The following is a 23566-nucleotide window of genomic DNA, read 5'->3' on the forward strand; positions in this document are numbered from 1 at the left end:
TCCATAGCATATACTATTGAATTATGAAACCCAACTATTCTAACTGGGATGATGATCTACCACCAGATCCACAGGAAATATATCAGGATTTAATTTCCACTCTGGAACGAAAAGTGGGATTTGGTCTGTACTTTGTGCAGTGCACACCTATTGAAGCTGATAACTTTGCTCAACATATTAGTCGTGACCTAGCTAACAAAAAAATAGCCTTACTAAACTTATGGGAACCAATAGAGAAGTTCTATGAGCATGTAAAAAACTATGTGCAGGGACAAACTATTGATATCCTCCTAGTTAAAGGTTTAGAATACTCCCTATACAAGTATGAGAAAAGGAATTTTGGTGAAGTTACGGAGGGACAGTTCACCAACTTGACCAAGGTGCCCCCCATACTAAATCATCTCAATCAACAGCGAGAAAGATTCAGAGATGATTTCTCATTTTGCTTTGTGTTCTTACTACGGTCATTTTCTCTAAATTATTTGATTCATCGCGCCCCAGACTTTTTTGATTGGCGATCTGGAGTGTATGATTTACCAACCACAGCAGAATTGGTAGACGAAGAATCTCGTCGTTTAATTATGGAGGGAGACTATAAAAAATATTTAGAGCTTACTCCCCAACAGAAAATCGAAACAATGTTGGAAATTCAAGAACTGCTGACAGAAAAATACCAAAATGATAGTAACAAAGCTAGATTGTTATTTGAAATGGGGAATCTACTGTATTCCGCTAACGAATACGAAACAGCCATTACATTTTATGAGCAGGAACTGAAACTTCAACCAGATGATCATGGTGCTTGGTGTAATCACGGACATGCACTGTTTAGTTTATCCAGGTATGAAGCCGCCATTGTATCCTATCGCCAGGCCCTGAAATTACGACGAGATGACCCGTTTTGCTGGTATGCACTAGGTAATTGCCAGCGTAAACTACATCGAGATCAAGAAGCAATTTTATCTTACAATCAAGCTATAAAAATTAAGACCGATGATCACTATTTCTGGTACAACAGGGGTAATGCACTCAGGAATATAGGGTGTAATGAGGAGGCAATTTTATCTTATGGTCAAGCCATAAAAATTAAACCCGATGAGAGTAATGTATGGAACAATAGAGGCATTGCCTTGAGAAGTTTAGGCAGATATCAGGAGGCAGTTTTTTGTTATGATCAGGCGCTAAGCTTGAAACCCGATGACTACTATGCTTGGTATAATCGGGGAGTTGCACTAAAAAAACTCAAACAAAACGAAGCGGCACTTTTATCTTATGATCAGGCCTTGAAACTGAAACCAGATGACCACTATAGCTGGAACAATAGAGGCAATGCATTGGAGGATCTAGGACACATAGAAGAAGCTATCTTTTCTTATGATCAAGCTCTGAAAATCAAGCCAGATGATCAATATGCTTTTTATAACAAAGCCTGTTGTTATGCAGTTCAGGGTAAAATTCAAGAAGCACTAGAAAACTTAGAAAATGCAGTTAGTCTTAAACCTGAACAATTTACACAAATGGCAAAAGCTGATCCTGATTTTGATCGCATTAGAGAAGATGCACGCTTTCAGGCCCTAATTAATAAAACTTTTCACGATTGACCTCAAATTAACCCAGGCTGTTTACTTATGTCCCAAAATGCGGAACTGCTCAAAAACCTTTATAATGCCTTTAACCCGTTCCAACCTCTGTCAGCAGGAGATCCTAACTATGTAGACTGTCAAGACGTCAGAGGTGAGGCAGATATTTTAGAGGAATTGGGAAATCGCATTCAGCTGGCACGGGGAAATACTTGTCAACTGTATTCTGGACACAGAGGAGCAGGTAAATCTACTGAATTACTAAGATTGAAGAAATATCTGGAAGAGAGGCAGTTTTACGTAATTTATTTTGCCGCCGATGAAGAGGATATAGATTCAGAGGATGCTCATTATACCGATATTCTTCTGGCTTGTACCCGCAGGTTACTTAAAGATTTACAACAAATAGGTAATCCTCAACCAGTACTAAACTGGCTGAAAGAGCGTTGGCAAGATCTAAAAGATTTAGCACTGACAGAAATTCATCTTGAGGATATGAACATAGAGATGCAAATTACTCAGTTTGCTAAGTTAACAGCTAACCTAAGAGCAGTCCCCGAATTACGTCAACAGATTCGAGAGAAGGTAAACCCCCACACGGTAACTTTAATTAGGGTGTTAAATGAATTTATTGGAGACGCGAAGAAACGATTGCCATCGAAACAACACCAATTAGCAGTAATTGTTGATAACTTAGATCGGATGATACTGGTCAAGGAAGGAAATCGGACTAATTATGAAGAGGTTTTTCTAGACCGGTGTGAGCAGCTCAAGTCTCTGGACTGTCACCTCATCTACACAGTTCCCATTGCTATGGTTTATTCCACTAGAGCTACTGATCTACGCGACATTTATGGTGATCCCCAAGTTTTACCAATGGTGATGGTGCGCACTCCTCAAGGAGAAGTTTATCAACCAGGTTTGAAAAGGTTAACCGAGGTAATTGGGAGACGAGTTCGGCAATTTGCACCAAATATATCTATAGAAACCGAAATTTTTGACAGTCCAGACACTTTAGAAAAACTTTGTTTAATGAGCGGAGGTCATGTCCGAAATCTATTACTATTGACCCAGGATGCCATTGGACGCACCCAAGATTTACCCATATCTGAAAGAGCAGTTCGACGAGCTATTACTCAAGCTAGAGATACCTACCGCCGTGCTGTAGAAAATCATCAATGGTATTTATTAGCAGAGGTATCCATTTCCAAACGCATCCTTAATGATGATCAGTATCGCAATCTAATGTTTAATCGTTGCTTATTAGAATATCGCTATTTGGATAAAGAAGGGGAAATACAGCGCTGGTATGATATTCACCCCCTGATTCAGGGAATCCAGGAATTTAGAGAAGCTCTAGCAACCCTTTTGTAAATTTCAACTTTTTGTTAGAATATAAACATGATTTGGAGGGCCAGGTAACTGGTCATGGGCCTATAGAGACTATTTTCGGAAATCTACAGGGTTTAAAATCCAGCCAACTCAGACAATTACAACGACTGTATCATCAGCGCGTACCAGGTAATTTGATTACTACATCTGAGTTTGCTCAAAGGCTGGCAGCAATTAGTACAGAAATAAACCAACCTATTTGCTCTTACATTAATCGTAAAGGAAAAGTGATTAGAGTTGGTGTAGGCACTGTGCGTCAAACTCAAATTCCTCCCATGGAAATTCCACGCTATGGTTCAGAAAGACTCAGTGGGATTCGCTGCATAGCAACAAATCTCAAATCAGAACCTCCCCATGAAGCAGCACTCACAGCAATGCTGTTACAGCGATTGGATGCTTTGGTCATTTTAAATCTTACGGGCACAGGATTTACAAAAAGAGGTGGGGGAGCAACTGGTTATGTTAAAGGGGTGTACTTAGCTCATTTGGTGTGTAATAGTACAAGACTGTCTTTTAGTCCGTCATCGGTTATGACTGTTGGGGAATCGAGATCTCCTGATTTTCACGTTTCACCTCCCCTAAGCTTAGATGCAATTGCCCAAATGGATTTTCTGGGTTTGGTAGAGGGTTTAGAGGCAGAATTTGAGCGGGAATATGTTGGACAGGAAGTAAATGGCGATCATGACCGAGTCATCGTCGTAGGAGTATTCACTGATGATGTAAGTGACCAAAAATTCCAAGATACTATAGCTGAGCTGGCTAGGTTAGTAGATACAGCAGGGGGAGAGGTGTTGGAAAGCATCCAGCAAAAGCGCTCCCGCATTCACCCCCAAACGGTTATTGGTGAGGGTAAGGTTCAGGAGGTGGCTTTAACTGCTCAAACACGGGGAGCCAATCTAATCGTTTTCGATCGAGATTTATCACCCGCTCAAGTACGAAATTTAGAGTCCCAAATTGGTGTTAGAGTGGTTGACCGTACAGAAGTAATATTAGATATATTTGCCCAGCGGGCTCAATCAGGAGCTGGGAAGTTACAAGTAGAACTAGCCCAACTGGAATATATGCTACCACGATTAACTGGTAGGGGGAGGTCTATGTCACGGTTGGGAGGTGGAATAGGAACTCGTGGACCTGGTGAAACTAAACTGGAAACGGAAAGACGAGCCATTCAAAGACGTATTTCCCGACTACAACAGGAAGTTAACCAATTGCAGGCCCATCGTTGCCGTTTGCGTCAAAAACGACAACATCGGGAAATACCATCGGTGGCTTTGGTGGGATATACTAATGCGGGTAAGTCTACTCTACTTAACGCCCTAACTAATGCCCAGGTTTATACAGCTGATCAGCTATTTGCCACCCTTGACCCTACCACCCGTCGTTTAGTTATTCCCCAAGGGGAAAACCATCAAGTTCGGGAGGCCTTAATTACGGATACCGTGGGGTTTATCCATGAGTTGCCCAATTCTTTGATGGATGCCTTTCGTGCTACTTTGGAGGAAGTTACGGAAGCAGATGCCTTAATACATCTAGTGGATTTATCTCACCCTGCTTGGTTAAGTCACATTAGATCAGTACGAGAAATTCTAGCTCAAATGCCTATTACTCCTGGACCTGCTTTGGTTGTTTTTAATAAAATTGATCGGGTCAATAATGAAGTACTAGTTTCCGCACGGGAGGAATTTCCTTTGAGTGTGTTTATATCAGCTGGTCAGCGTTTGGGGTTGGAAACTCTCAGACTACGACTGTCACAGTTGATTGAATATGCTCTAGAACCAATGATACAAGAACAAGGATTTTAAAAACATGGCAATGTCAAATTGATGATGTAGAATTTTCATAAGGTTAAGTTGGGAAATTATCTAGAATTAGGGAGTATCTAGGAAGGTTATGACTGCAAAAGTAGAAATTTATACTTGGAGTGATTGTCCATTTTGTATACGTGCCAAAGGCTTGCTTACATCTAAAGGGGTGCAATTTACGGAATACAAAATTGATGGGAATGAGGAAGCAAGGAGGAAAATGGCTATGCGGGCAAATGGAAAACGCTCTGTACCCCAAATTTTTATTAATGACGTCCACATTGGTGGTTGTGATGATATTCACGCCCTAGACCGTAGAGGGGGTCTGGATCCACTACTGCAAAATTCTGAGGACTAGCAGTGAAATTAGCTTTTATTATTGATCCTATCCATCAGCTAGACCCCTGTCATGATACCAGTGTGGCCTTGATGGAAGCAGCACAAATCCTAGGACATGAGGTCTGGATAACTCAGGTTAACCTACTGAATGTTATCCACGGTCAAGCCTGGGCCCTACTTCAACCTATAGAAATAACTCCAGTCGAATTGGTGCAGGGACGTTGGGTAGCAGCAAATCCTTGGTATAATTTGGGTCAGGCTGTTTTTGCTCCCTTGGAATCTATGCACGCTGTATTTATGAGGACAGATCCCCCAGTTAATGATTCCTACCTCTATGCTACTTATATTTTAGACTACATTGATCCTGGCAAAACTCTGGTGGTTAACTCTCCTAGTGGTATCAGATCTGCTAATGAAAAAATGTATGCACTACAATTCAAAGAAGCAATTCCTGAAACTATTGTTAGTGCAGATAAAGATGTAATTCGGGACTTTGTGGAAAAAAAAGGCACAACAGTTATTAAGCCCTTAGGTAATAAGGCCGGGGAAGGAATACTAATTGTACAGGCAGGCGATCGCAATTTTAATTCCATAGTTGAGATTAGCACCATGCGGGGGCGATTACCAGTCATGGTGCAAACCTATTTGCCAGAGGCGAAAAATGGGGACAAGCGAATCATTTTAATTAATGGTCAACCTATGGGGGCGCTCAATCGTCTAGCTAGTGGCAATGATTTTCGCAATAACATGGCTGCGGGTGGCACAGTAGCAAAAACAGAAATCACCACCAGAGAGGAAGAAATTTGTCAACTATTAGCCCATAAACTGCGTCAGCATGGGTTAATTTTTGTTGGCATTGACATCATTGGTGGCTATTTGACGGAAGTCAATGTTACCAGTCCCACAGGAATCAGGGAAATAGACCGTCTCAATGGCACCCATGTATCTAGGGAAGTGTTGTCACTCATTATTGCGGGGATTAGGACGTCTCCTTTGTAAAAAGTCGGGTATGTCGGGAAGCTTGTTGGAGGGCGGGGGAGTTAGGTTAGTTGGTTGTGGTGGTTGATTAACCGGAGGTTGAGGTGCTGGTTTTTTAGCTGGTGTACCAGACCCTCTAGAACTAATAGTAGTCTGGGGGGTGGGCACGGGAGCTTCCCCGGTAAAGCCAGTGGCAATCACAGTAATTCTTACCTCTCCTTGTAGTCTATCATCAATTACCGCCCCAAAAATAATATTAGCATTGGGATCAACTACTTCATAAATAGTTTCCGCAGCTGCATTCACCTCATGAAGTGTGAGATCGCTGCCACCGGTAATATTAAACACTACCCCCCTCGCACCCTCAATGGAGGATTCTAGCAAAGGTGATGAAATAGCTGCAATTGCTGCTTCCCGGGCCCTGGATTTTCCAGAACTCACACCAATTCCCATCAAAGCAGATCCAGCATCAGCCATAACTGCCCGCACATCAGCGAAATCAACATTGACTAAACCTGGGATTGTGATAATATCAGAAATACCCTGCACCCCCTGACGCAATACATCATCAGCGTAGCGGAACGCCTCCTGTACGGGAGTTTGTTCAGGTATTACCTCCAAAAGTTTATTATTGGGGATAATAATTAAAGTATCTACTCGACTTTTCAATCCTTCAATACCCTGTTCTGCTTGACTAGTCCGTCGTCGTCCCTCAAAGACGAATGGTCTGGTAACCACCCCCACTGTCAGGGCACCCATTTCCTTAGCTACTTCCGCCACTATGGGAGCAGCACCCGTACCTGTACCACCCCCCATACCAGCAGTAATAAATACCAAATCTGCCCCCTCCAAAGCGGTAGCAATTTCATCACGGGACTCCTCCGCTGCTTTTTGACCAATGGAGGGATTACCCCCAGCACCTAGACCCCTAGTTAATTTTTGCCCGATTTGCAGACGACTTGATGCATTAGCCCAGGTTAGAGCCTGAGCATCAGTATTAATGGACCAAAACTCCACCCCGGTCACATCAGACTCAATCATCCGGTTCACTGCATTACCTCCGCCACCACCAACACCAATTACCTTAATATTGGCGACCCTTCCAGGAACAATTTCCCCAATCCGTTTAGCTTCCAACATCTTTGTATTATCGCTACCCTGTCCTAAGTTTAGCCCAGAACCGCCAAAAGGATTACTAGAATTAACTGATAAGGATAACCCCGGTTGTCCAAAAGATTGGGAGTTTTTATAAGTAAGCTCTTGGTTATTATCAAGTGTCATAGTTTACAAAATTACATGGACGATTTTTTATGCTGTTCTTAATCCGAAAATCAAACATAGAGTTAACTATAGTCTGTGAAAACTATTATCATCTATGGACACAAATTATTCCACAAACAGTCTAATACCGAATGTGCAACCCTGAGAAAAATTAGTGGTTATTGATGCAATTGTACTAATGGGTAATCAGGACTTTGGAGATCAATATACACTATTTCCCCGGATTTAAATTTTGCTTTTAAATTACCCATTTCCCTGAGCCTCTGTATTTTCTGATCTAATTGCACCACAGGAATCCCCAAATGTACAGTACCTAATTCCGTTTTGAAAATTACATTTGTCGGATCTCGAAAATCAATTTCCATTACGTTTAAAGAATTGTCTTGGATGGCTTGATACACCGGAACCCAGTAAGGGCGATATTGTTCTGGTGAACCTAATACTTTCAAAGCAGGTAATTTACCCTGGGGATTGAAGGCGGTATATTTTTCCCAGGGGATCAAGTTTCCACTGGCATCTATTAAATTTATATCATCACCTTTGGGACTTTGGGAACACGGAATTGCGGGTGAGGTGACTTTTTTTGAAGAGACCTGAGAATTGGAGACACAATTTGTTGCATTAGCTTTTAACGAAAGTTGAATCATTGCTACCGGTAGTCTTTCTTGAATCTCAATATTTAACCCAGGTGGAAACAAACGACGGTTAACTATTGCCTGGGCAATAATTGGTTGTCTTTCCAGGGATTGGGCAATTGCAGCAGGTTTAATTCGCCATAGGGACTGGGGATAAGAAAATTGCAGCAGTCTTTGGACTGTTTTCTGGGGTAGTAGTTGATTCCCCGACCTCATCAAAATTTGTCCGGGAGTTGTGATCACCCAAACAGGTCCCAATATTATCCAAAACATTCCCCCTGCAATGCTACTAGTGGCTAGAATTCGCCAAACACCTGTGAGAATTTTCATCTGTCTATGGCGACGCAATTTTTGTCTCCGTTTGAGCAAATCCCGACGAGAAACCGATAACATGTCTGTCATTACAACCCCTTTCTAGTTTTTGCAATTCTTGGTATCAGACACAACCATGATTGGCTTACTATTCTATATTGCTTTGAGTATCATCAGTACGAGGTTGAGGATGGGAAATTTCTATTTCCGCATCACAGCCATTTGTTTTAGTAGCTAAGTTTACTAAAAACCATTGCAATCGCATACGCTCAATATAGGGCCATCCACCAGTAGATTCAATATCTTTCAGAAGGCTATATAGTTCTTGACGATTTTCCGGTAGACTATCCTGAAAAACTCCATCACGAATTTCTTTATGTAAATACTCTAATTCTCTTAATAAATTTAGTAAGTTTTTTGTCTCACCTTGACAAGCTGTAACTGCTTCCCTAACTGCATTATTAATTGCTTGTAAACTGCTGGATGAATCTTCCAACGGCAGATTTTGGTCTTTCTTCATCGGAAATTACGGGTTTTAGACCCCGTCCTTGTGGACGGCTTGACATTTGAGGCACTTTTTGCTATGCTCGCTCCTCGAAAATTTGCAGGAGCTGGAATAACAGAACCTTACTCCAGGATAACATCACCATACAAACTGCCTATTTAAAACGCCGATAAACCGCTTTTAGCCCAGAGATTGGGCTAACACTCCCGGTTTAACCTTACTTGATTAATTATCATCGTTAATTGGTCAATTGATTGATGCTCCCCTCAATGGTAGTTTGAATGTAGAGCAGTTTTACAACTTAGATATTAACGACATTGAGGTTGACCATGAGATATCGTGCTTTAATAATTGCCTTCTTAGCTTTATGCTTGGGTCTGATCACCGCTTGCAGTGATGCTCCCTCATCCAGCAGCAAGGATCTACTAACTTATGAAGAAATTAGAGGAACTGGTTTAGCTAACAAGTGTCCTCAGTTATCAGAGGTTAGTCGTGGCTCTATTAATTTAGAAAGTAACCAGTCTTATACCATTAGTGAGCTTTGCTTAGAACCTACTAGTTACTTTGTCAAAGAAGAACCAGCTAATAAACGACAAGAAGCGGAATTTGTACCTGGTAGATTGTTGACTAGATACACATCCACCATTGACCAAGTGCAAGGGGACCTAAAAATAAATCCAGATAATAGTTTGACTTTTGTGGAAAAAGATGGTTTTGACTTCCAAGCTATTACCGTGAAACTACCTGGTGGCGAACTAGTACCTTTCCTATTTACTATTAAAGATTTAGTTGCACAAACACAACCTGACTCGACTAACATCAATACTTCCACTGACTTTGAAGGTAAGTTTAAGGTTCCTTCCTATCGTGGAGCTGCTTTCCTTGATCCTAAAGGTCGTGGGGTGGTAAGTGGCTATGACAATGCTGTGGCTTTACCAGCTCAATCCGATGCTGATGATTTAACTCGTACTAATGTGAAGCGCACAGAAATTCTCCAAGGCAAGATTTCTTTACAAGTATCTAGAGTGGACAATTCTACTGGTGAAATAGCTGGCACTTTCGAGAGTGAGCAACCCTCTGATACGGATTTGGGTGCTGGTGAGCCCAAGGAAGTGAAGATTCGCGGTTTATTCTATGGTCGCGTATCAACAAACAGTTAAGACTTGACCAAAAAAGCAGATCCAAGCCCTGGATTTAGAAGTTCTAAACCGGGGCTTGTCCCTTACCCAACTAATTACAACCTTATCAAACCTCAATGAGCGCGAAAATTATAGCCTTAGCTATTTCAACTTTGGCTATGAGCGGGTGCGGTTTAGGAAACAATTCCCGAGGAGAAGGCCAAAAACCCCCCGCCATTGTCCAGTTTACCGATCCTGTCGTTCCTGCTAAAATTAAGGTTAGTCCGGTAAAAAATCAGGGGATTCCATCAACCACCCAAAACAGGTCTGTCCCATCCTTGGTAAAAACTAGACGTGACCCTTTTGCCCAAATTATCCAGGTTCCGCAGCCAATCCCTAAAAAAGTCTCCCCATTACCCTCTGTGGTAAAGAGCAACAATACTAACAATACTAGTAGTTCTAAAAAACCACTGGTAATTCCCCAAGCTGACCTAGAAATTAGGGATAAAAAGCCTATAAAACCTTCACTACCAAAACCACCAGATACTAAACTGGCCCATTCCATTTTAGTAAGTGGTGTAATTCTAGTGAATCAACAAGCCCAGGCAATTATTAAACTACCAGATGATTCAAACAGTCGTTACGTGCAAGCTGGGGAAAGATTAGCTAATGGTGTTTTAGTTAAGCGGATAGAAGTTAATCTGTGCAACAACCCAGTAGTCGTTTTAGAACGGTTTGGGGTAGAAGTCAGGAAAGTTATCAGTGCACAAGATAATGGGAGTGAACTTTGTTAAGCTTCTAACTCCGTTTATAACGTATATATATCAAAAAATATGGAAACAATGCTGACTATAACACAAACCGAAACCAAAATTGAAATTGAATTCCCCTGTTTACCCTTGGCTGTATATAAAGAAATAGCTGCCCATTTATGCCAGGTAAAGGGTGTCCACGTGGAGTTAGTCACTCAAACATCCCCAGAATTTGATTATCACCAAAGTCAAATCAAGTCTCTGTGTATTTCCTGGCAAGCTGATAGTGATTCTCAACGAATTCAGCAGATCCTAGGATACTACCAAAAGCGTTGTCACAACCCTTGAATTTTCCAGCCAGGGTATCACTAAATGCGTTAGGGCAGGTATAGAAATAAAAACATGTAAAGGTGTTATATTTCACTCATACCTGCTTGCTATAGATGACAATTTTCACAGAGGGAACTGTGGATTTCGCATTTAGTGTTGATGGCGCTTTTAACTAACTCTGTTAATTGATTCTGCTGGTAAGCAAATCAAATTATCACCCTGGGTAAGAATTAGTCCACGTTGACGTAACTTACCCATCAAGCGGGTGACAGTGACCCGGGTAGAACCGATCGCACTACCAATTTGGGCATGGGTAAGGGGGAAAGGTAAACAATAGCCACGAATGACATCAGGATCAGTCTCACTCATTGCTGGTTCTCCGTATTCCTCAATCAACAGGGTAAGAAATCCGAGGAGTCGATCGATGGTGCGGCGTTGACCTAAAGCACTTAACCATAACAACTTGCGTTGATGTTGGTATCTAAAAGCATCCATAACTTCACGGCGGAAGTGAGGCCAGTTATCTAAATCATGCCAGTACATCCACAGAACCGCAGTTTGGTCAACGTGGGCATAAGCTTGGAGTGTAAATGGGGACTGGGCAACTATTTCAAATGGTTGTCCTGCTCCTACAAAACCCAAAAATGCTTCCTCAGGAGTTCTGTTGATACGTCTGGATGTTAGTTGACTAGCAGTAGCACTTACTTGTGCTGTTCCCACCATGCGGATGGCGCCTCTTTGAACTAAATATAGCAAACCAGGTCTAGCGGGAATGCGTTCGTCTTTACTGAAGGTGCGACAGCGGTAGTGTTCTTGTGCCCAGTCAAGAATTCGTTGCCAGGTTAAAAATGGGCGTGATGCTTCGGAAAAAGATGATTGAGATTGCATAGGTCACAAATAGCGTTCAACTCAAGACAAAGATTAAATTAAAAGGCGCAAGGAGTGTCTTGGTGTTAACAGGGTGGGCCTAACACCCTGTGGTGTCAGCCATCCAAAATGTAGACAGCGGGTATATGTTGCTATCTACTATTTTGTTATACTTCTTAGCCATGAGAGTAGTGAAGTTTACCGATTATTCATGGATTACTCATGAAATTTTATCCTACCCTCATTTTCCTCCACTTAGAGTAAATTTCTATCTTAAGACAGATGGAACAGGATAAAATTGGGATAACCCTAAGAGTTTTCTGTTTGACTACGTGCAACACTCGCTACTATTTCAGAAGTATACCTCAGTTAAACATTTAGTATATATCCATTTGGTGAATTTTCTAAGTGTTTATACTAAGAATGAGAAAATTCTATGGATGGAACGAGGAAAATTACCTCTATACCAAGATACAAATGGTAAAAAAATATTATATATTGCTGATGTAGCTTTGCAGGTCTTCCCTGGGACTAATTTTTTAGCACCTGGTAAACTAACTGATCATAAGCTTGATCTGGTTAATTTGATTGCAAGCCATTTTTCCGCCAGCAACACCGATATTTTTGACGTTCAGGTCCCCACAACTGGTTCCATTCATATACAACCAACTGACTTGACTATAGCATCTTGGCTACATAGACTCACAATTAAAGATCATAATTGGCAACCTATTCTAGACTGGGGGGTGAATTCCCAAATTCAAAGCCATGCTTGTTCTGTCTATAATTCGTTGAGTATTTTTGCTGTTCAACATGCTTACGCCAGATGTGTTTCGCTCATTAATTTAGCAAAACGTGAAGGCTGGATAAAAATTGTCGAAAATGACACTGAGGGTCAACCGTTATTATCAGTCAGTTTCATACCTTGGTTAGACCACTGCCAAAAACTCCGTTTTTATCAACCAGATGAAATTCATCTCATTCACCTGTTGGTGAGAACTGTGGATGATTTGGCATTCCCCCATATTCAGCGTTCTATTAATTGGTTAGCAGTCGCTGAAAAATTAAGTTCCGCGTTTGAGAAATTTTGGTCTAACTGTCCTATTTGGGGATATGTAAAAATTCATGATCTGGAACTAGCTAAAGCGAGAATAGGAATGCTGATTTTGACTCAGGTAGTTATAAAGTATATTTTGGAGGTTAAGTTGAATGTCACTGCTATTTCTCAGCTGTAGTAACTATTTGAGCAAAAACTTTTCTATGGCAATTGCTACCCCATCCTCTTCCACACTAGAAGTAACCCAATTGGCGATCGCCTGTACTGGTTGAGGTGCATCACCCATGGCCACACCAATGCCAGCATATTCCAGCATTTCCAGGTCATTGAAATTATCACCAATAGTCATCACATTATCACTGGTTAATCCAAGTAGTTCCTCCGCCAAATATCTCACAGCAGTACCTTTATTAACAAAAGGGTTAGTTACCTCCAAAAAAGTGGAAACAGAAGTTGTCATATAAAGTTCTGCGGGAGTATATTGGAGACGTAACTTACCCAAAAGTTCCTGAATCAAATCCACATCATGGGATAAAGCCAAAACCTTAGTGGGTCCTGAACCCCCATCAGTTAACAATTGACGTAAATCGCCAATAGCTAAAGGAGTAACTCCAGAACGCTCCACATACATTGTGGTTTCGGTTGTCATCTCCCGCACGTAAAGTTGATCACCAACGTAAAAATGAACAGAAAGCAAAGGGCGTAAATCTGGCCGTTCAAAGTAATCTAACAACTGATCAGCAATGCTCTTAGAAACAGCTAGGTGACGATGTAACTCACCCGTGTGAGGATTTTGAATCCAAGCTCCTTGATAAGCCATTAGTGGTAAGCTAGACCCAATATCCTGATGAAATCGCAAAGCCGAGCAATACATCCTTCCAGTAGCTATAGCTACCTGAATTCCCTGACTTTGAACTTTGGCAATAGCCATTTTAACAGTTTCACTAATTTGATTGTCATGTCCAGCAATTGTACCGTCTATGTCCAATACCAGGAGCTTAATCGCCCCACTAATTACCGGTTGATTGTTGATAGATACCATAATAAAACATACTTCCATTATTGATTGTTCTCAATCTCAACACCAAATTATCAACCATAGGCCAACTCAGTGATTTTAGATTCTGTAGACCAAAGTTATCCTACCATCATTCTGGTAGATGGACACTCCCTCGCTTTCCGCTCCTATTTTGCCTTTGCCAAAAGTAGAGCAGGTGGATTACGCACAAAATCAGGTATTCCTACCAATGTTTGCTTTGGCTTCATTCAATGCTTATTAGATGTAATAGCAAAGGAACAGCCACAAGCCATAGCAATAGCATTTGATTTAGCTGCGCCCACCTTTCGCCATGAAGCAGATAGTAACTACAAAGCAAATAGGGCAGATACACCGGAAGATTTCATTCCCGACTTATTCAACTTATATGATTTATTAAAAGCATTAAATATACAAATTATCACACAGCCAGGTTACGAAGCAGATGATATATTAGGTACCTTAGCCGAAACAGCAGTCTGTAGTGGCTATCGAGTGAAAATCCTATCAGGAGACAGGGATTTATTTCAGCTGATTGATGAAAATAAAGGGATTACAGTTTTAAACTTTACCCCGGAAGCATTAAAAAGTTCTGCCAACGGAATCAAAGAATTTCACACCCTAGACGTTAAGGAAAAATTAGGGGTTTTACCTACTCAAGTTGTAGATTTCAAAGCTCTTTGTGGTGATACATCTGATAACATTCCTGGAGTTAAGGGAATTGGAGAAAAAACGGCGGTTAAATTATTAAATACCTATAAATCCCTGACGGAAATTTATGCCAATATCAATAAAATCACCGGTACAAATCAGCAAAAACTAATTGCAGGTCAAGAAAATGCCCTCCATTCCCAATATTTAGCCAAGATAGTTACCGACGTACCTATAACAATCAAAATACAAGACTGTGATTTAAAAGGTTTTGATACTGCTAAGATAATTCCCATTCTGGAGAAGCTAGAATTCAAGAAATTTCTAGACAGGATTCAAGAAATAGAGAAAAAATTTAGCCACTCCCAGTCAGCTTCCTTGACCGGGGAGACTAATAAATCTAACACTGATAACTTAGCACCAGATGATGATTTATGGTTTTTCAGTGCAGCAGATACGGTAAATGCACAAAAATCACAAACATTAAAACAAGGTAGTTCGGAGATTAAAGTCCGTATTATAGATACAGAAGAAAAATTGGGAGAATTAGTTAATATACTAGAACAGCATAAAGATCCACAAAATCCCGTCGCCTGGGACACAGAAACCACAGATTTAGATCCAAGAAATGCAAATTTAGTGGGAATAGGTTGTTGTTGGGGGATGGGAGAAAATGATGTGGCCTATATCCCCTTGGGACATAACATAACAACTAACCTAGAGAAGAATCTTCAACTAAATACGGTATTATCAACCCTGGATAAAATTTTAGCCAGTAGGGACTATCCTAAAACATTTCAAAATGCTAAATTTGATAGATTAATTTTTAAATACCAAGGAGTTACCTTGGATGGTGTGATATTTGATCCCATGTTGGCTAGTTACTTACTAAATCCCGATCACACACACAACTTAACTGACCTAGCATTAAGATATTTAGGATTGCAGTTGACAGAATATGATCATATTGTGCAAAAGTCAGGTAAAAAAGAACCACAAAAAACTATTGCTGATATTAGTATCCATACAGTTGCCAATTATTGTGGCAAACAGGTTTATGCAACCTGGCAACTGGTAGGTAAATTAAGAGAGGAATTAAATAAAATTCCTGCCTTATTTAAGTTGTTGGTAGATGTGGAGCAACCACTAGAAGTAGTCTTAGCGGAAATGGAACATAGGGGAGTAATAATAAATTCTGCTTATCTACAACAATTGTCCCAATATATAGAATCAGATTTAGCTACCTTAGAAATTAAAGCAACAAAAATTGCCGGAGAAAAATTTAACCTAGGATCTCCAAAACAACTTAGCTATATTCTATTTGAAAAGCTCGGTTTAAGTACCAAATACTCTCGCAAAATCTCCACAGGTTATTCTACAGATGCAGCAACTCTAGAAAAACTACAAGAGGTTGATGAAACTGGTTTCGTAGACGCGATTATTGAATATCGAACATTGGCTAAATTAAAATCAACCTATGTGGATGCTTTACCAGAATTAGTAAATCACAAAACTCAACGAATTCACACCAGCTTTAACCAAACCGCAACTGCAACTGGTCGATTATCTTCTTCCAATCCTAATTTGCAAAATATTCCCATTCGTACGGCTTTTAGTAGACAAATTAGAAAAGCCTTTTTACCTGAATCTGGTTGGCTAATGGTTGCTGCTGATTACTCCCAAATTGAATTGAGAATATTGGCACATTTAAGTCAAGAACCAATGTTACTTCAAGCCTATAGCAACAATCAGGATATTCATACTCTCACCGCAAAACTACTTTTTGATAAAGAGGATGTCACATCAGAAGAAAGGCGCTTTGCTAAAACTATTAATTTTGGTGTGATTTATGGAATGGGTGTATTAAAATTCTCTCGCTCCACAGGTGTAGACAAGAATATAGCAAATGAATTTATTCAGAAATTTAATCAAAGGTACCCATTAGTTTTTACATACTTAGAAACCATTAAGAAACAGGCTATTTCTCAAGGTTATGTGGAAACAATTCTAGGAAGAAGACGTTATTTTGATTTCACTAATAAAACCCTACGGGAGTTCAAAGGTAAAGATTTACAAGAAATAGAACTAAACAAGTTAAAGAATTTAGGTCCCTATGATGCAGGACTATTACGCTCTGCTGCTAATGCACCAATTCAAGGTTCTAGTGCGGATATTATTAAGATTGCTATGGTCAGGTTACATCAGGTATTAAGGCCTTATCAAACAAAACTACTGTTACAGGTACACGATGAGTTAGTTTTTGAAGTTCCCCCCAGTGAGTGGGATGAGCTACAATTACAAATTAAGTCAGTTATGGAGAATGCTATGAAATTAAGCGTTCCCCTAGTAGTGGATGTACATGTGGGTGAAAACTGGATGGAAACAAAGTAAAAGTTCTCTAAGGTTTAAAAAACTCTAAAAAATTCCATGATGTATTCCACAAACATTAAGGGATTTTCTAAGTGCGTATTGTGTGCAGATCGGTTAATTATCACCAATTTACTCCCCGGAATTAAATTGTATATAACAGTATTAATATCAATAAATTTCTGATCATATTCACCTACTAATAAAAGTAGGGGAATTTGATTATATTCTAGTTTGTGCCATAGTGAAGGTTGATATCCAGTACCCATAAATTGTAAGGATTTAGCTATTTTCAAGGGACTATTTGCTAATCTGGTTTCTATCATTTTTGGATATGCTGGATGATTTTTTATCTGACCGAAAATCGGCTGACTATACCAATTATTTAAAAAAACACCGAACTCATTTCTGGTGCTAATTCTGGTTAACTTCCGGATAATTCCAGCATCGCTTTTTATTCTCATTATTCTCTGGAAATCAGTTGATAAGCCAGGTGAGGAAGATTCTAGCACAACTTTCATAAATCTCTCCGGGAAATTTATGGTGAGATATAATGCTATTCTTCCTCCCATAGAATAACCTACTAAAAAGCATTTTTCTATCTTTAGTTCATCCAGAAGATTAATAATAGCCTGAGCGGTATTTTCCATTCCATAATAATCACTACCCCCTAACACCTCAGTCTTCCCATGTCCTGGTAAATCCACAGTTAAATAGGAAAAATTGTTATTTAGTAATTTTATGACATTGTCAAATTCGTAAATATTACCCATGAAACCATGCAAAAACATAACTACTTGCCTATCACTATTTAAATCTAAACAATAGTGCAATAAGATTCTTGAACCAAAAAAGCTATATTTTTTATTCACAAATTCCTTATAACTTCCTTATAACTTCCTGATAGGTTCATGCTACCTATAAAAAACGGTGGACTCATTGGACACAATATACGCTTATTATCTTTACTAGGTGGGAATATGCCAAAACGTGTTGTAATAGAACCTCATTTAAGTACTGGAGACTTAGAAAACCGTTATCGACAGTCACAGGATAGCATTGAACGCGGTCATTATCAAATCATCTGGTTGTTAGCACTGGGGAAAACAACTCTAGAAGTGTCCACTGTTACTGGATATGGTGTTTCCTGGATTTATGAGTTAGTTCGTAGTTATAACCGTTACGGTCCAGAGATTCTGGGAGACCTACGCAGAAACAACCGAGGGACAAAGCCATTATTGAACGATGAGCAACTTCAGTATTTACAGCAAGTTTTACAGTCTGAACCTGAAGATGGGGGTGCATGGAATGGCGCTAAAGTGTCTCAATGGATGAGTAAAATATTAAATAGAAATGTTTATCCTCAAAGAGGATGGGAATATTTAAAGAAACTTCAAAATGGATAATTCTTGGAGTTTTCCCCAGGTAAACCTAGAACGGAAAACAAAATTCCCAAAAAAATTGACATTTTGCACAGTCCACCCCAAAATAGTAAATGTTTACCTTTGCCCAAAAATAAACACTTTGGGTAAATGTGTTGAGAGTACAGACTCAGCTTATATGTGATTGTTTGAGTGGAAAACCTCTACTGGCTAGAAAAAATCAATCCAGAAGACTGTCCCTTGGTTGGAGATAAGGCGTTTTACCTGAGCAAAATTTTCCAAAAGGGCTATCCGGTTGTTCCTGGTTTCGTGCTTTCCGCAAGTCTGTGGCGCGAATTTGTGGTAAATCTCACCAGTTCTGAATCCCTAGTTGCGGATTTACCCAACTCCTCCTTACATTTGGATGTCAATAATTGGCGACAACTTCAACAAGTAGCTAGTCGTTTACGACAAGAAGTGATTGGTGCTAGTCTGCCCAGTTCTTGGATTAGCCAAATTTATCAAGCTGGTAGAGATCTAACAGATAATTGTTTAATCCTACGTCCTAGTTTGAGCATATCATCGGCTAATTATCTTGTAGGTAATATTTCTGGTTTGTTTAAACCAATATTTTGTGCCGTTAACGAACAGTCTATTGCAAATGGATTAAAGCAGACCTGGAGACAAATATTTGGGGCGCGAAGCATTCTGTATTGGCACAGTGTAGGTGTTAGTTTACAACATATTAATTTGGCAGTATTAGTACAACCGGTAGAAAATGCGATCGCATCGGGGTCAACAAAATTTCATACTTCTGGATTAGAAGTAGAAGCTACTTACGGATTAGGAATGGCTATTACCAAGGGAGAGGTTTTGCCAGACGTTTATTACATTAACCATAATACGGGTGGGATTGAAGAGAAGCATTTGGGAAATAAGGTTCTAGCATATTCTGTAGATGAATCTAAAGCAACTACCAATGACAACTGTTTATTTTCTTATACAGTAAGCCAAGAACAGCAGAAGCAGTATGCACTACCAGATGAATTTTTAGAGGAAATTATTACTTTAGGCAATCAATTAGTTAGGGAATTGGGTAGAAAATTAACTATTAAATGGACTATTACTGCCAATTCCCCAAAACTGTACATAACTCAAGTTAATGTTCCTAGATCCGTAACGCCCCATCTATTGCTTAAAGGGATTGGTGCAGCTAAAGGAAAAATAAATGCCAGTGCTTACGTAATAGGTAACATCCAGCCCAAACCTTTGCAAATTCCTAAAGATGTCATTTTAGTCGCCCCAACAATTACAACTGAATGGTTTCCTATCTTACATAATGTTATGGGTATTATTACTGAAAAAGGTGGGTTAACCAGTCATGGGGCAATTTTGTCTAGGGAATTGGGGATTCCTGCTATAGTCAACGCTAGGAATGCGACCAATATAATTCAAACTGGAGAGAGAATATTGCTGGATGGTGATCGGGGGGAGGTGTATTATAGTTCAGGTTCAGAAGATAGTTTGAGAGATGGTGAAAAAATCCCTCAGCGTGACCATGAAGATCCTGATTTTTCCCATGAGAAAAGTGATGTTCATGATGGGTTTAGTAACCATCGAATATTACCGATGATTGGCACTAAATTGCTGGTGAATCTTAGTCAGCCAAATTTGATTGAAAAAGTACGAAATTTGCCAGTGGACGGGGTGGGACTATTACGCTCTGAACTAATGTTACTAAATATTCTACATGGAGAAAATCCCTACAATTGGATTGCCAATGGTAGAGAAACAGAATTATTAGACAGGTTATCAAAGCAAATTCAGGAGTTTGTCCAAGCTTTTACACCACGACCAATTTTTTATCGTTCTTTAGATTGGTATCATCAAGATTTATCTTCCTATCATGGTAGGGAAAATCCACCTGCTTCCATTTTAGGGGAACATGGCACTGCTAGTTATTTAAAAAATCCTGGAGTCTTTGAACTAGAATTAAAAGCCCTAGCTAGGTTACAAAAAGATGGCTACAGTAATATTTATTTAATGCTTCCTTTTGTAAGAACAGTAGAGGAGTTTATATTTTGCCAGCGCAAAGTTGTAGAGTTTGGATTAACTGAAAATCCCCAGTTTCAATTGTGGATCATGGCGGAAGTTCCTAGCGTTTTATTTTTATTACCGGAATATATTAAGTCTGGTGTGCGTGGTATTTCCATTGGTACTAATGATTTAACCCAATTAATTTTAGGTGTGGACCGGGAAACAGGAGACCTATCCCCCCTACTTAATCAACGTCATCCTGCTGTTATGGGGACTATTTCTCAGTTAATTAAAATGGCTCAAGCTGGTGGTATTTCCTGTTCTATTTGTGGTCAAGCTCCCGTTTTATATCCAGAAATTATTGATCAGCTAATACAATGGGGTATAGATTCTATTTCTGTAGAACCAGAAGCAGTGGAAAGAACTTATCACACAATTGCTAGTGCTGAACAAAGACTGATTCTCGCAGCAGCTAGAAAACAATTAGAAAGTTAAATGGTTTCTAGTTACCCAATCTTAATCCTAGGGCAATTTTGCTGTGTTTTTCAATTTGTCCCATTACTTGTTTGGCCCTTTCAATCACTACTGCTGGTAAACCCGCTAGTCTCCCCGCTTCTATCCCATAAGACTTATCCGCACCACCAGGTTGCACTTGATGCAAAAAGATAATTTGGTCTGGTAATTCTTTGACGGTTACTTGATAGTTGGCTACATTAGCAAGAATACTCGCTAACTCATTTAATTCATGATAGTGGGTGGCAAAAACAGTTCTAGCTTTAATCTCTGCTGCTAAGTATTCCGCTACTGCCCATGCAATCGATAAACCGTCAAATGTTGCTGTTCCCCTACCAATTTCATCTAATAACACTAAAGAATTAGCAGTGGCATGATTTAGTATGTTAGCGGTTTCATTCATTTCTACCATGAATGTGGACTGACCCGTGGAAAGATCATCTACCGCCCCCACACGAGTAAAAATGCGATCGCAAATTCCCAACCGAGCAGATTTAGCGGGTACAAAACTACCAATCTGGGCCATTAACTGAATTAAACCTAACTGACGTAGGTAACAACTTTTGCCACTAGCATTAGGACCAGTTAAGATGACTAGGTCAGGATAGGACAGCTCTTGGGAATCCTGAGTTGTTCCACCACCTAGTCCAGTGGAGTTGGGAACGAAAAATCCTGCAGGTAAGGACTTTTCAACTACGGGATGACGACCATCAATAATTTCTAACTCCCTTCCCTGTAACATCTGGGGACGACAATAACCCTGATGTACTGCCAATTCTGCTAAACCACATAATACGTCAGCAGCAGCTACCGCACGCGAAATATCCCGAATTGTTTCTGCATGGGAACCAACCTCATCCCGTAGGTTAGCGAATACTTCATATTCTAACTGATTTAAATCATCTCTAGCTGTTAATATTCTAGCCTCCCTTTCTTTTAATTCGGGCGTAATATAACGTTCTTCATTGGTTAGTGTTTGTTTACGAATGTAATTGTCAGGAACTTGGTCAGACTTAGAACGGGAAATGCTAATATAATAACCAAAAGTCTTATTGAATCCCACCTTTAAAGTGGGAATTCCCGTTCTTGCTCTTTCATCAACTTCTAAGTTTGCTATCCAATGTTGATCTGCTTCTACCGTAGCTTTCCTCTCATCTAATATACGATCAACTCCTGAACGAATTAAACCACCCTCCTTTAACTGGGTTGGCGGTGCTTCCACCAGATAAGCATGTATCTTCTTCCCCAGCTCTTCCACTATCGGTGGAACTTTTTGTAAAACCTTGAGAAATGGCGATCGCGCATCTGCTACCAGTTGTGACAACTCGGGTAACCGAGAAAAAGAATCAGCCAATGCCAGTAAGTCTCGTGCATTAGCGGTTCCAGAACCTGCGCGGCCCGTTAATCGTTCCAAATCATAAATTTGCCGTAATAATTTCCGTAAATCTTGACGCAGGGGGGTGTTTTCCACCAACTCCTCAATAGTATCTTGTCGTGACCTAATCCCCTTAATATCAATGAGAGGTTGTAACAACCATCTTCTTAAAGCTCGTCCTCCCATAGGGGTGGTAGTATGGTTTAGGGCCCACAAGAGAGAGCCATGAAATGTTCCATCGCGTACCGTTTGGGAAATTTCCAAATTTCGGCGGGTTTGGTGGTCTAAAATTAGATAGTCATTGAGAGTATAACTACGTAATAGCTGGAGAGGTACAGAATTTTGCTTTTGGGTGTCCTCAATATATTCCAACAGTCCACCTGCAGCGCGAACTGCTAGGGGGAGATGCTCACAACCAATACCTTCTAGGGAGCGTAATTTAAATTTTTGTAATAATTTACTCCTAGCTTCCCCCTGGGAAAAGGGCAATTGAGAGCGCAAACTATAACAAAATGTTGGTGGTAAACATTGAGGAAGGGAAGGTGAAGTTTCTCCTGGTCTAAGTAGAGTTCCCAGATCTGGCGCATTGGTGGGAAAGAGCACTTCTGCAGGTTGTAATCTCATCAGCTCTTGGGTGAGATTCTCCAACTCACTGCTCTGGGTCGTCAAAAATTCTCCTGTTGAGATATCAGCGTATGCTAGACCCCAATGATTTGCAGCAATTACCACAGCTGCTAAATAGTTATTGCGACTAGCTTTAAGCATACCCTCTTCTAATACAGTTCCTGGTGTGAGTATACGGGTAACTTCCCGTTTTACCAAACCTATTGCTTGGGATGCTTCCTCCACTTGATCACATATTACTACAGCATAACCCTTTTCTACCAATTGAGTAGCATAACGCTCCCAAGCATGATGAGGCACACCTGTCATAGCTATCCGACCGACATCACCACCATGTTTACTGGTTAAAACTAGTTCTAATTCTCTGGATACGGTTATTGCGTCTTGGAAGAAAGTCTCAAAAAAGTCGCCCACACGGTACATTAGCAGCGCGTGAGGATATTTATCTTTCATTTCTACGTAGTGCTGATACATTTTACTCAGCTTACTACGGTCTCCTACCAGGTGGATATCATTAATAGGGATGGTGGGTGGTTGAATTTCTGGTGTGGTCATAGGAGATGCAGAGTTTTTTAGCACTGTTTGCCATTATAGCTTTAGGTAGGGGAATTTGATGATTATTTAATGTTTCTTATTAATGTTTTTTAACTCATA

19 protein-coding genes are annotated in these 23566 nt (G+C 40.1%); 12 read left to right on the forward strand and 7 right to left on the reverse strand.

Annotated features, from left to right (window positions below; genetic code table 11):
* The first annotated feature begins 23 nt into the window (after nt 1-23).
* The 5 genes from ASL19_RS11020 (at nt 24) to gshB (ending at nt 6112) form a co-directional block, all read left to right on the forward strand.
* On the forward strand, nt 24-1601 hold the full coding sequence (locus ASL19_RS11020; protein WP_057178382.1) for a tetratricopeptide repeat protein: 1578 nt from the start codon (nt 24-26) through the stop codon (nt 1599-1601).
* 27 nt (nt 1602-1628) lie between these two features.
* A complete protein-coding gene (locus ASL19_RS11025; protein ID WP_057178383.1) occupies nt 1629-2954 on the forward strand; it encodes an ATP-binding protein in 1326 nt (441 codons plus the stop codon).
* Nucleotides 2955-2965: 11 nt separating this feature from the next.
* Complete coding sequence (gene hflX / locus ASL19_RS11030) at nt 2966-4774, forward strand: GTPase HflX (protein ID WP_057178384.1); 1809 nt, start codon at nt 2966-2968, stop codon at nt 4772-4774.
* 88 nt (nt 4775-4862) lie between these two features.
* The gene (grxC, locus tag ASL19_RS11035; protein WP_057178385.1) at nt 4863-5132 is read left to right on the forward strand and encodes a glutaredoxin 3; all 270 of its coding nucleotides are present in this window, start codon (nt 4863-4865) and stop codon (nt 5130-5132) included.
* A gap of 2 nt (nt 5133-5134) precedes the next feature.
* Nucleotides 5135-6112 (forward strand): glutathione synthase, encoded by a 978-nt coding sequence (gshB, locus tag ASL19_RS11040; protein ID WP_057178386.1) that lies wholly within the window; start codon nt 5135-5137, stop codon nt 6110-6112.
* Here gshB and ftsZ read toward each other — a convergent pair.
* The 3 genes from ftsZ to ASL19_RS11055 all read right to left on the reverse strand — a co-directional run bounded on the left by ftsZ (nt 6074) and on the right by ASL19_RS11055 (nt 8839).
* Nucleotides 6074-7372 carry a cell division protein FtsZ gene (ftsZ, locus tag ASL19_RS11045; RefSeq protein ID WP_006278715.1) on the reverse strand — a complete coding sequence of 433 codons (1299 nt, stop codon included), beginning with the start codon at nt 7370-7372 and terminating at the stop codon, nt 6074-6076. The two genes, gshB and ftsZ, sit on opposite strands and share 39 nt — an antisense overlap.
* Nucleotides 7373-7530: 158 nt before the next feature.
* A complete protein-coding gene (locus ASL19_RS11050) occupies nt 7531-8409 on the reverse strand; it encodes a cell division protein FtsQ/DivIB (RefSeq protein WP_057178387.1) in 879 nt (292 codons plus the stop codon).
* Nucleotides 8410-8467: 58 nt separating this feature from the next.
* Complete coding sequence (locus ASL19_RS11055) at nt 8468-8839, reverse strand: hypothetical protein (protein ID WP_057178388.1); 372 nt, start codon at nt 8837-8839, stop codon at nt 8468-8470.
* 314 nt (nt 8840-9153) lie between these two features.
* Between ASL19_RS11055 and ASL19_RS11060 the strand changes: the two genes are divergently transcribed.
* From ASL19_RS11060 to ASL19_RS11070, 3 genes are all read left to right on the forward strand, one after another.
* The gene (locus ASL19_RS11060; RefSeq protein WP_057178389.1) at nt 9154-9984 is read left to right on the forward strand and encodes a photosystem II manganese-stabilizing polypeptide; all 831 of its coding nucleotides are present in this window, start codon (nt 9154-9156) and stop codon (nt 9982-9984) included.
* A gap of 95 nt (nt 9985-10079) precedes the next feature.
* Nucleotides 10080-10736, forward strand: a complete 657-nt coding sequence (locus tag ASL19_RS11065; protein WP_057178390.1) for a hypothetical protein — start codon at nt 10080-10082, stop codon at nt 10734-10736.
* 48 nt (nt 10737-10784) lie between these two features.
* The gene (locus ASL19_RS11070) at nt 10785-11042 is read left to right on the forward strand and encodes a hypothetical protein (protein WP_057178391.1); all 258 of its coding nucleotides are present in this window, start codon (nt 10785-10787) and stop codon (nt 11040-11042) included.
* A 150-nt stretch (nt 11043-11192) separates the two neighbouring features.
* On the opposite strand, the gene ASL19_RS11075 is transcribed toward ASL19_RS11070, so the two are convergent.
* Nucleotides 11193-11912: a Crp/Fnr family transcriptional regulator gene (locus tag ASL19_RS11075; protein ID WP_006278709.1), complete on the reverse strand. Its 720-nt coding sequence runs from the start codon at nt 11910-11912 to the stop codon at nt 11193-11195.
* Nucleotides 11913-12331: 419 nt separating this feature from the next.
* Between ASL19_RS11075 and ASL19_RS11080 the strand changes: the two genes are divergently transcribed.
* A complete protein-coding gene (locus ASL19_RS11080; protein ID WP_057178392.1) occupies nt 12332-13126 on the forward strand; it encodes a hypothetical protein in 795 nt (264 codons plus the stop codon).
* 3 nt (nt 13127-13129) lie between these two features.
* Here ASL19_RS11080 and ASL19_RS11085 read toward each other — a convergent pair whose 3' ends face one another.
* Nucleotides 13130-14008, reverse strand: coding sequence for a Cof-type HAD-IIB family hydrolase (locus ASL19_RS11085; protein WP_006278707.1), 879 nt, complete (start codon nt 14006-14008; stop codon nt 13130-13132).
* A gap of 51 nt (nt 14009-14059) precedes the next feature.
* On the opposite strand from ASL19_RS11085, the gene polA reads away from it, so the two are divergent.
* Entirely contained in the window at nt 14060-17026 is a 2967-nt protein-coding gene (gene polA / locus ASL19_RS11090; RefSeq protein ID WP_057178393.1) for a DNA polymerase I, read from the forward strand.
* A gap of 14 nt (nt 17027-17040) precedes the next feature.
* Here polA and menH read toward each other — a convergent pair whose 3' ends face one another.
* Nucleotides 17041-17874: a 2-succinyl-6-hydroxy-2,4-cyclohexadiene-1-carboxylate synthase gene (gene menH, locus ASL19_RS11095; RefSeq protein WP_082604687.1), complete on the reverse strand. Its 834-nt coding sequence runs from the start codon at nt 17872-17874 to the stop codon at nt 17041-17043.
* A gap of 108 nt (nt 17875-17982) precedes the next feature.
* On the opposite strand from menH, the gene ASL19_RS11100 reads away from it, so the two are divergent.
* Entirely contained in the window at nt 17983-18408 is a 426-nt protein-coding gene (locus ASL19_RS11100; RefSeq protein WP_057178394.1) for a helix-turn-helix domain-containing protein, read from the forward strand.
* A 168-nt stretch (nt 18409-18576) separates the two neighbouring features.
* Nucleotides 18577-20895 carry a putative PEP-binding protein gene (locus ASL19_RS11105; RefSeq protein WP_057178395.1) on the forward strand — a complete coding sequence of 773 codons (2319 nt, stop codon included), beginning with the start codon at nt 18577-18579 and terminating at the stop codon, nt 20893-20895.
* 7 nt (nt 20896-20902) lie between these two features.
* Here the strand turns inward: ASL19_RS11105 and mutS are convergent, their stop codons facing one another.
* On the reverse strand, nt 20903-23467 hold the full coding sequence (gene mutS, locus ASL19_RS11110; RefSeq protein ID WP_040010073.1) for a DNA mismatch repair protein MutS: 2565 nt from the start codon (nt 23465-23467) through the stop codon (nt 20903-20905).
* Nucleotides 23468-23566: the final 99 nt, after the last annotated feature.

This window comes from Cylindrospermopsis sp. CR12 (assembly GCF_001432185.1).
GTDB lineage: Bacteria > Cyanobacteriota > Cyanobacteriia > Cyanobacteriales > Nostocaceae > Raphidiopsis > Raphidiopsis raciborskii.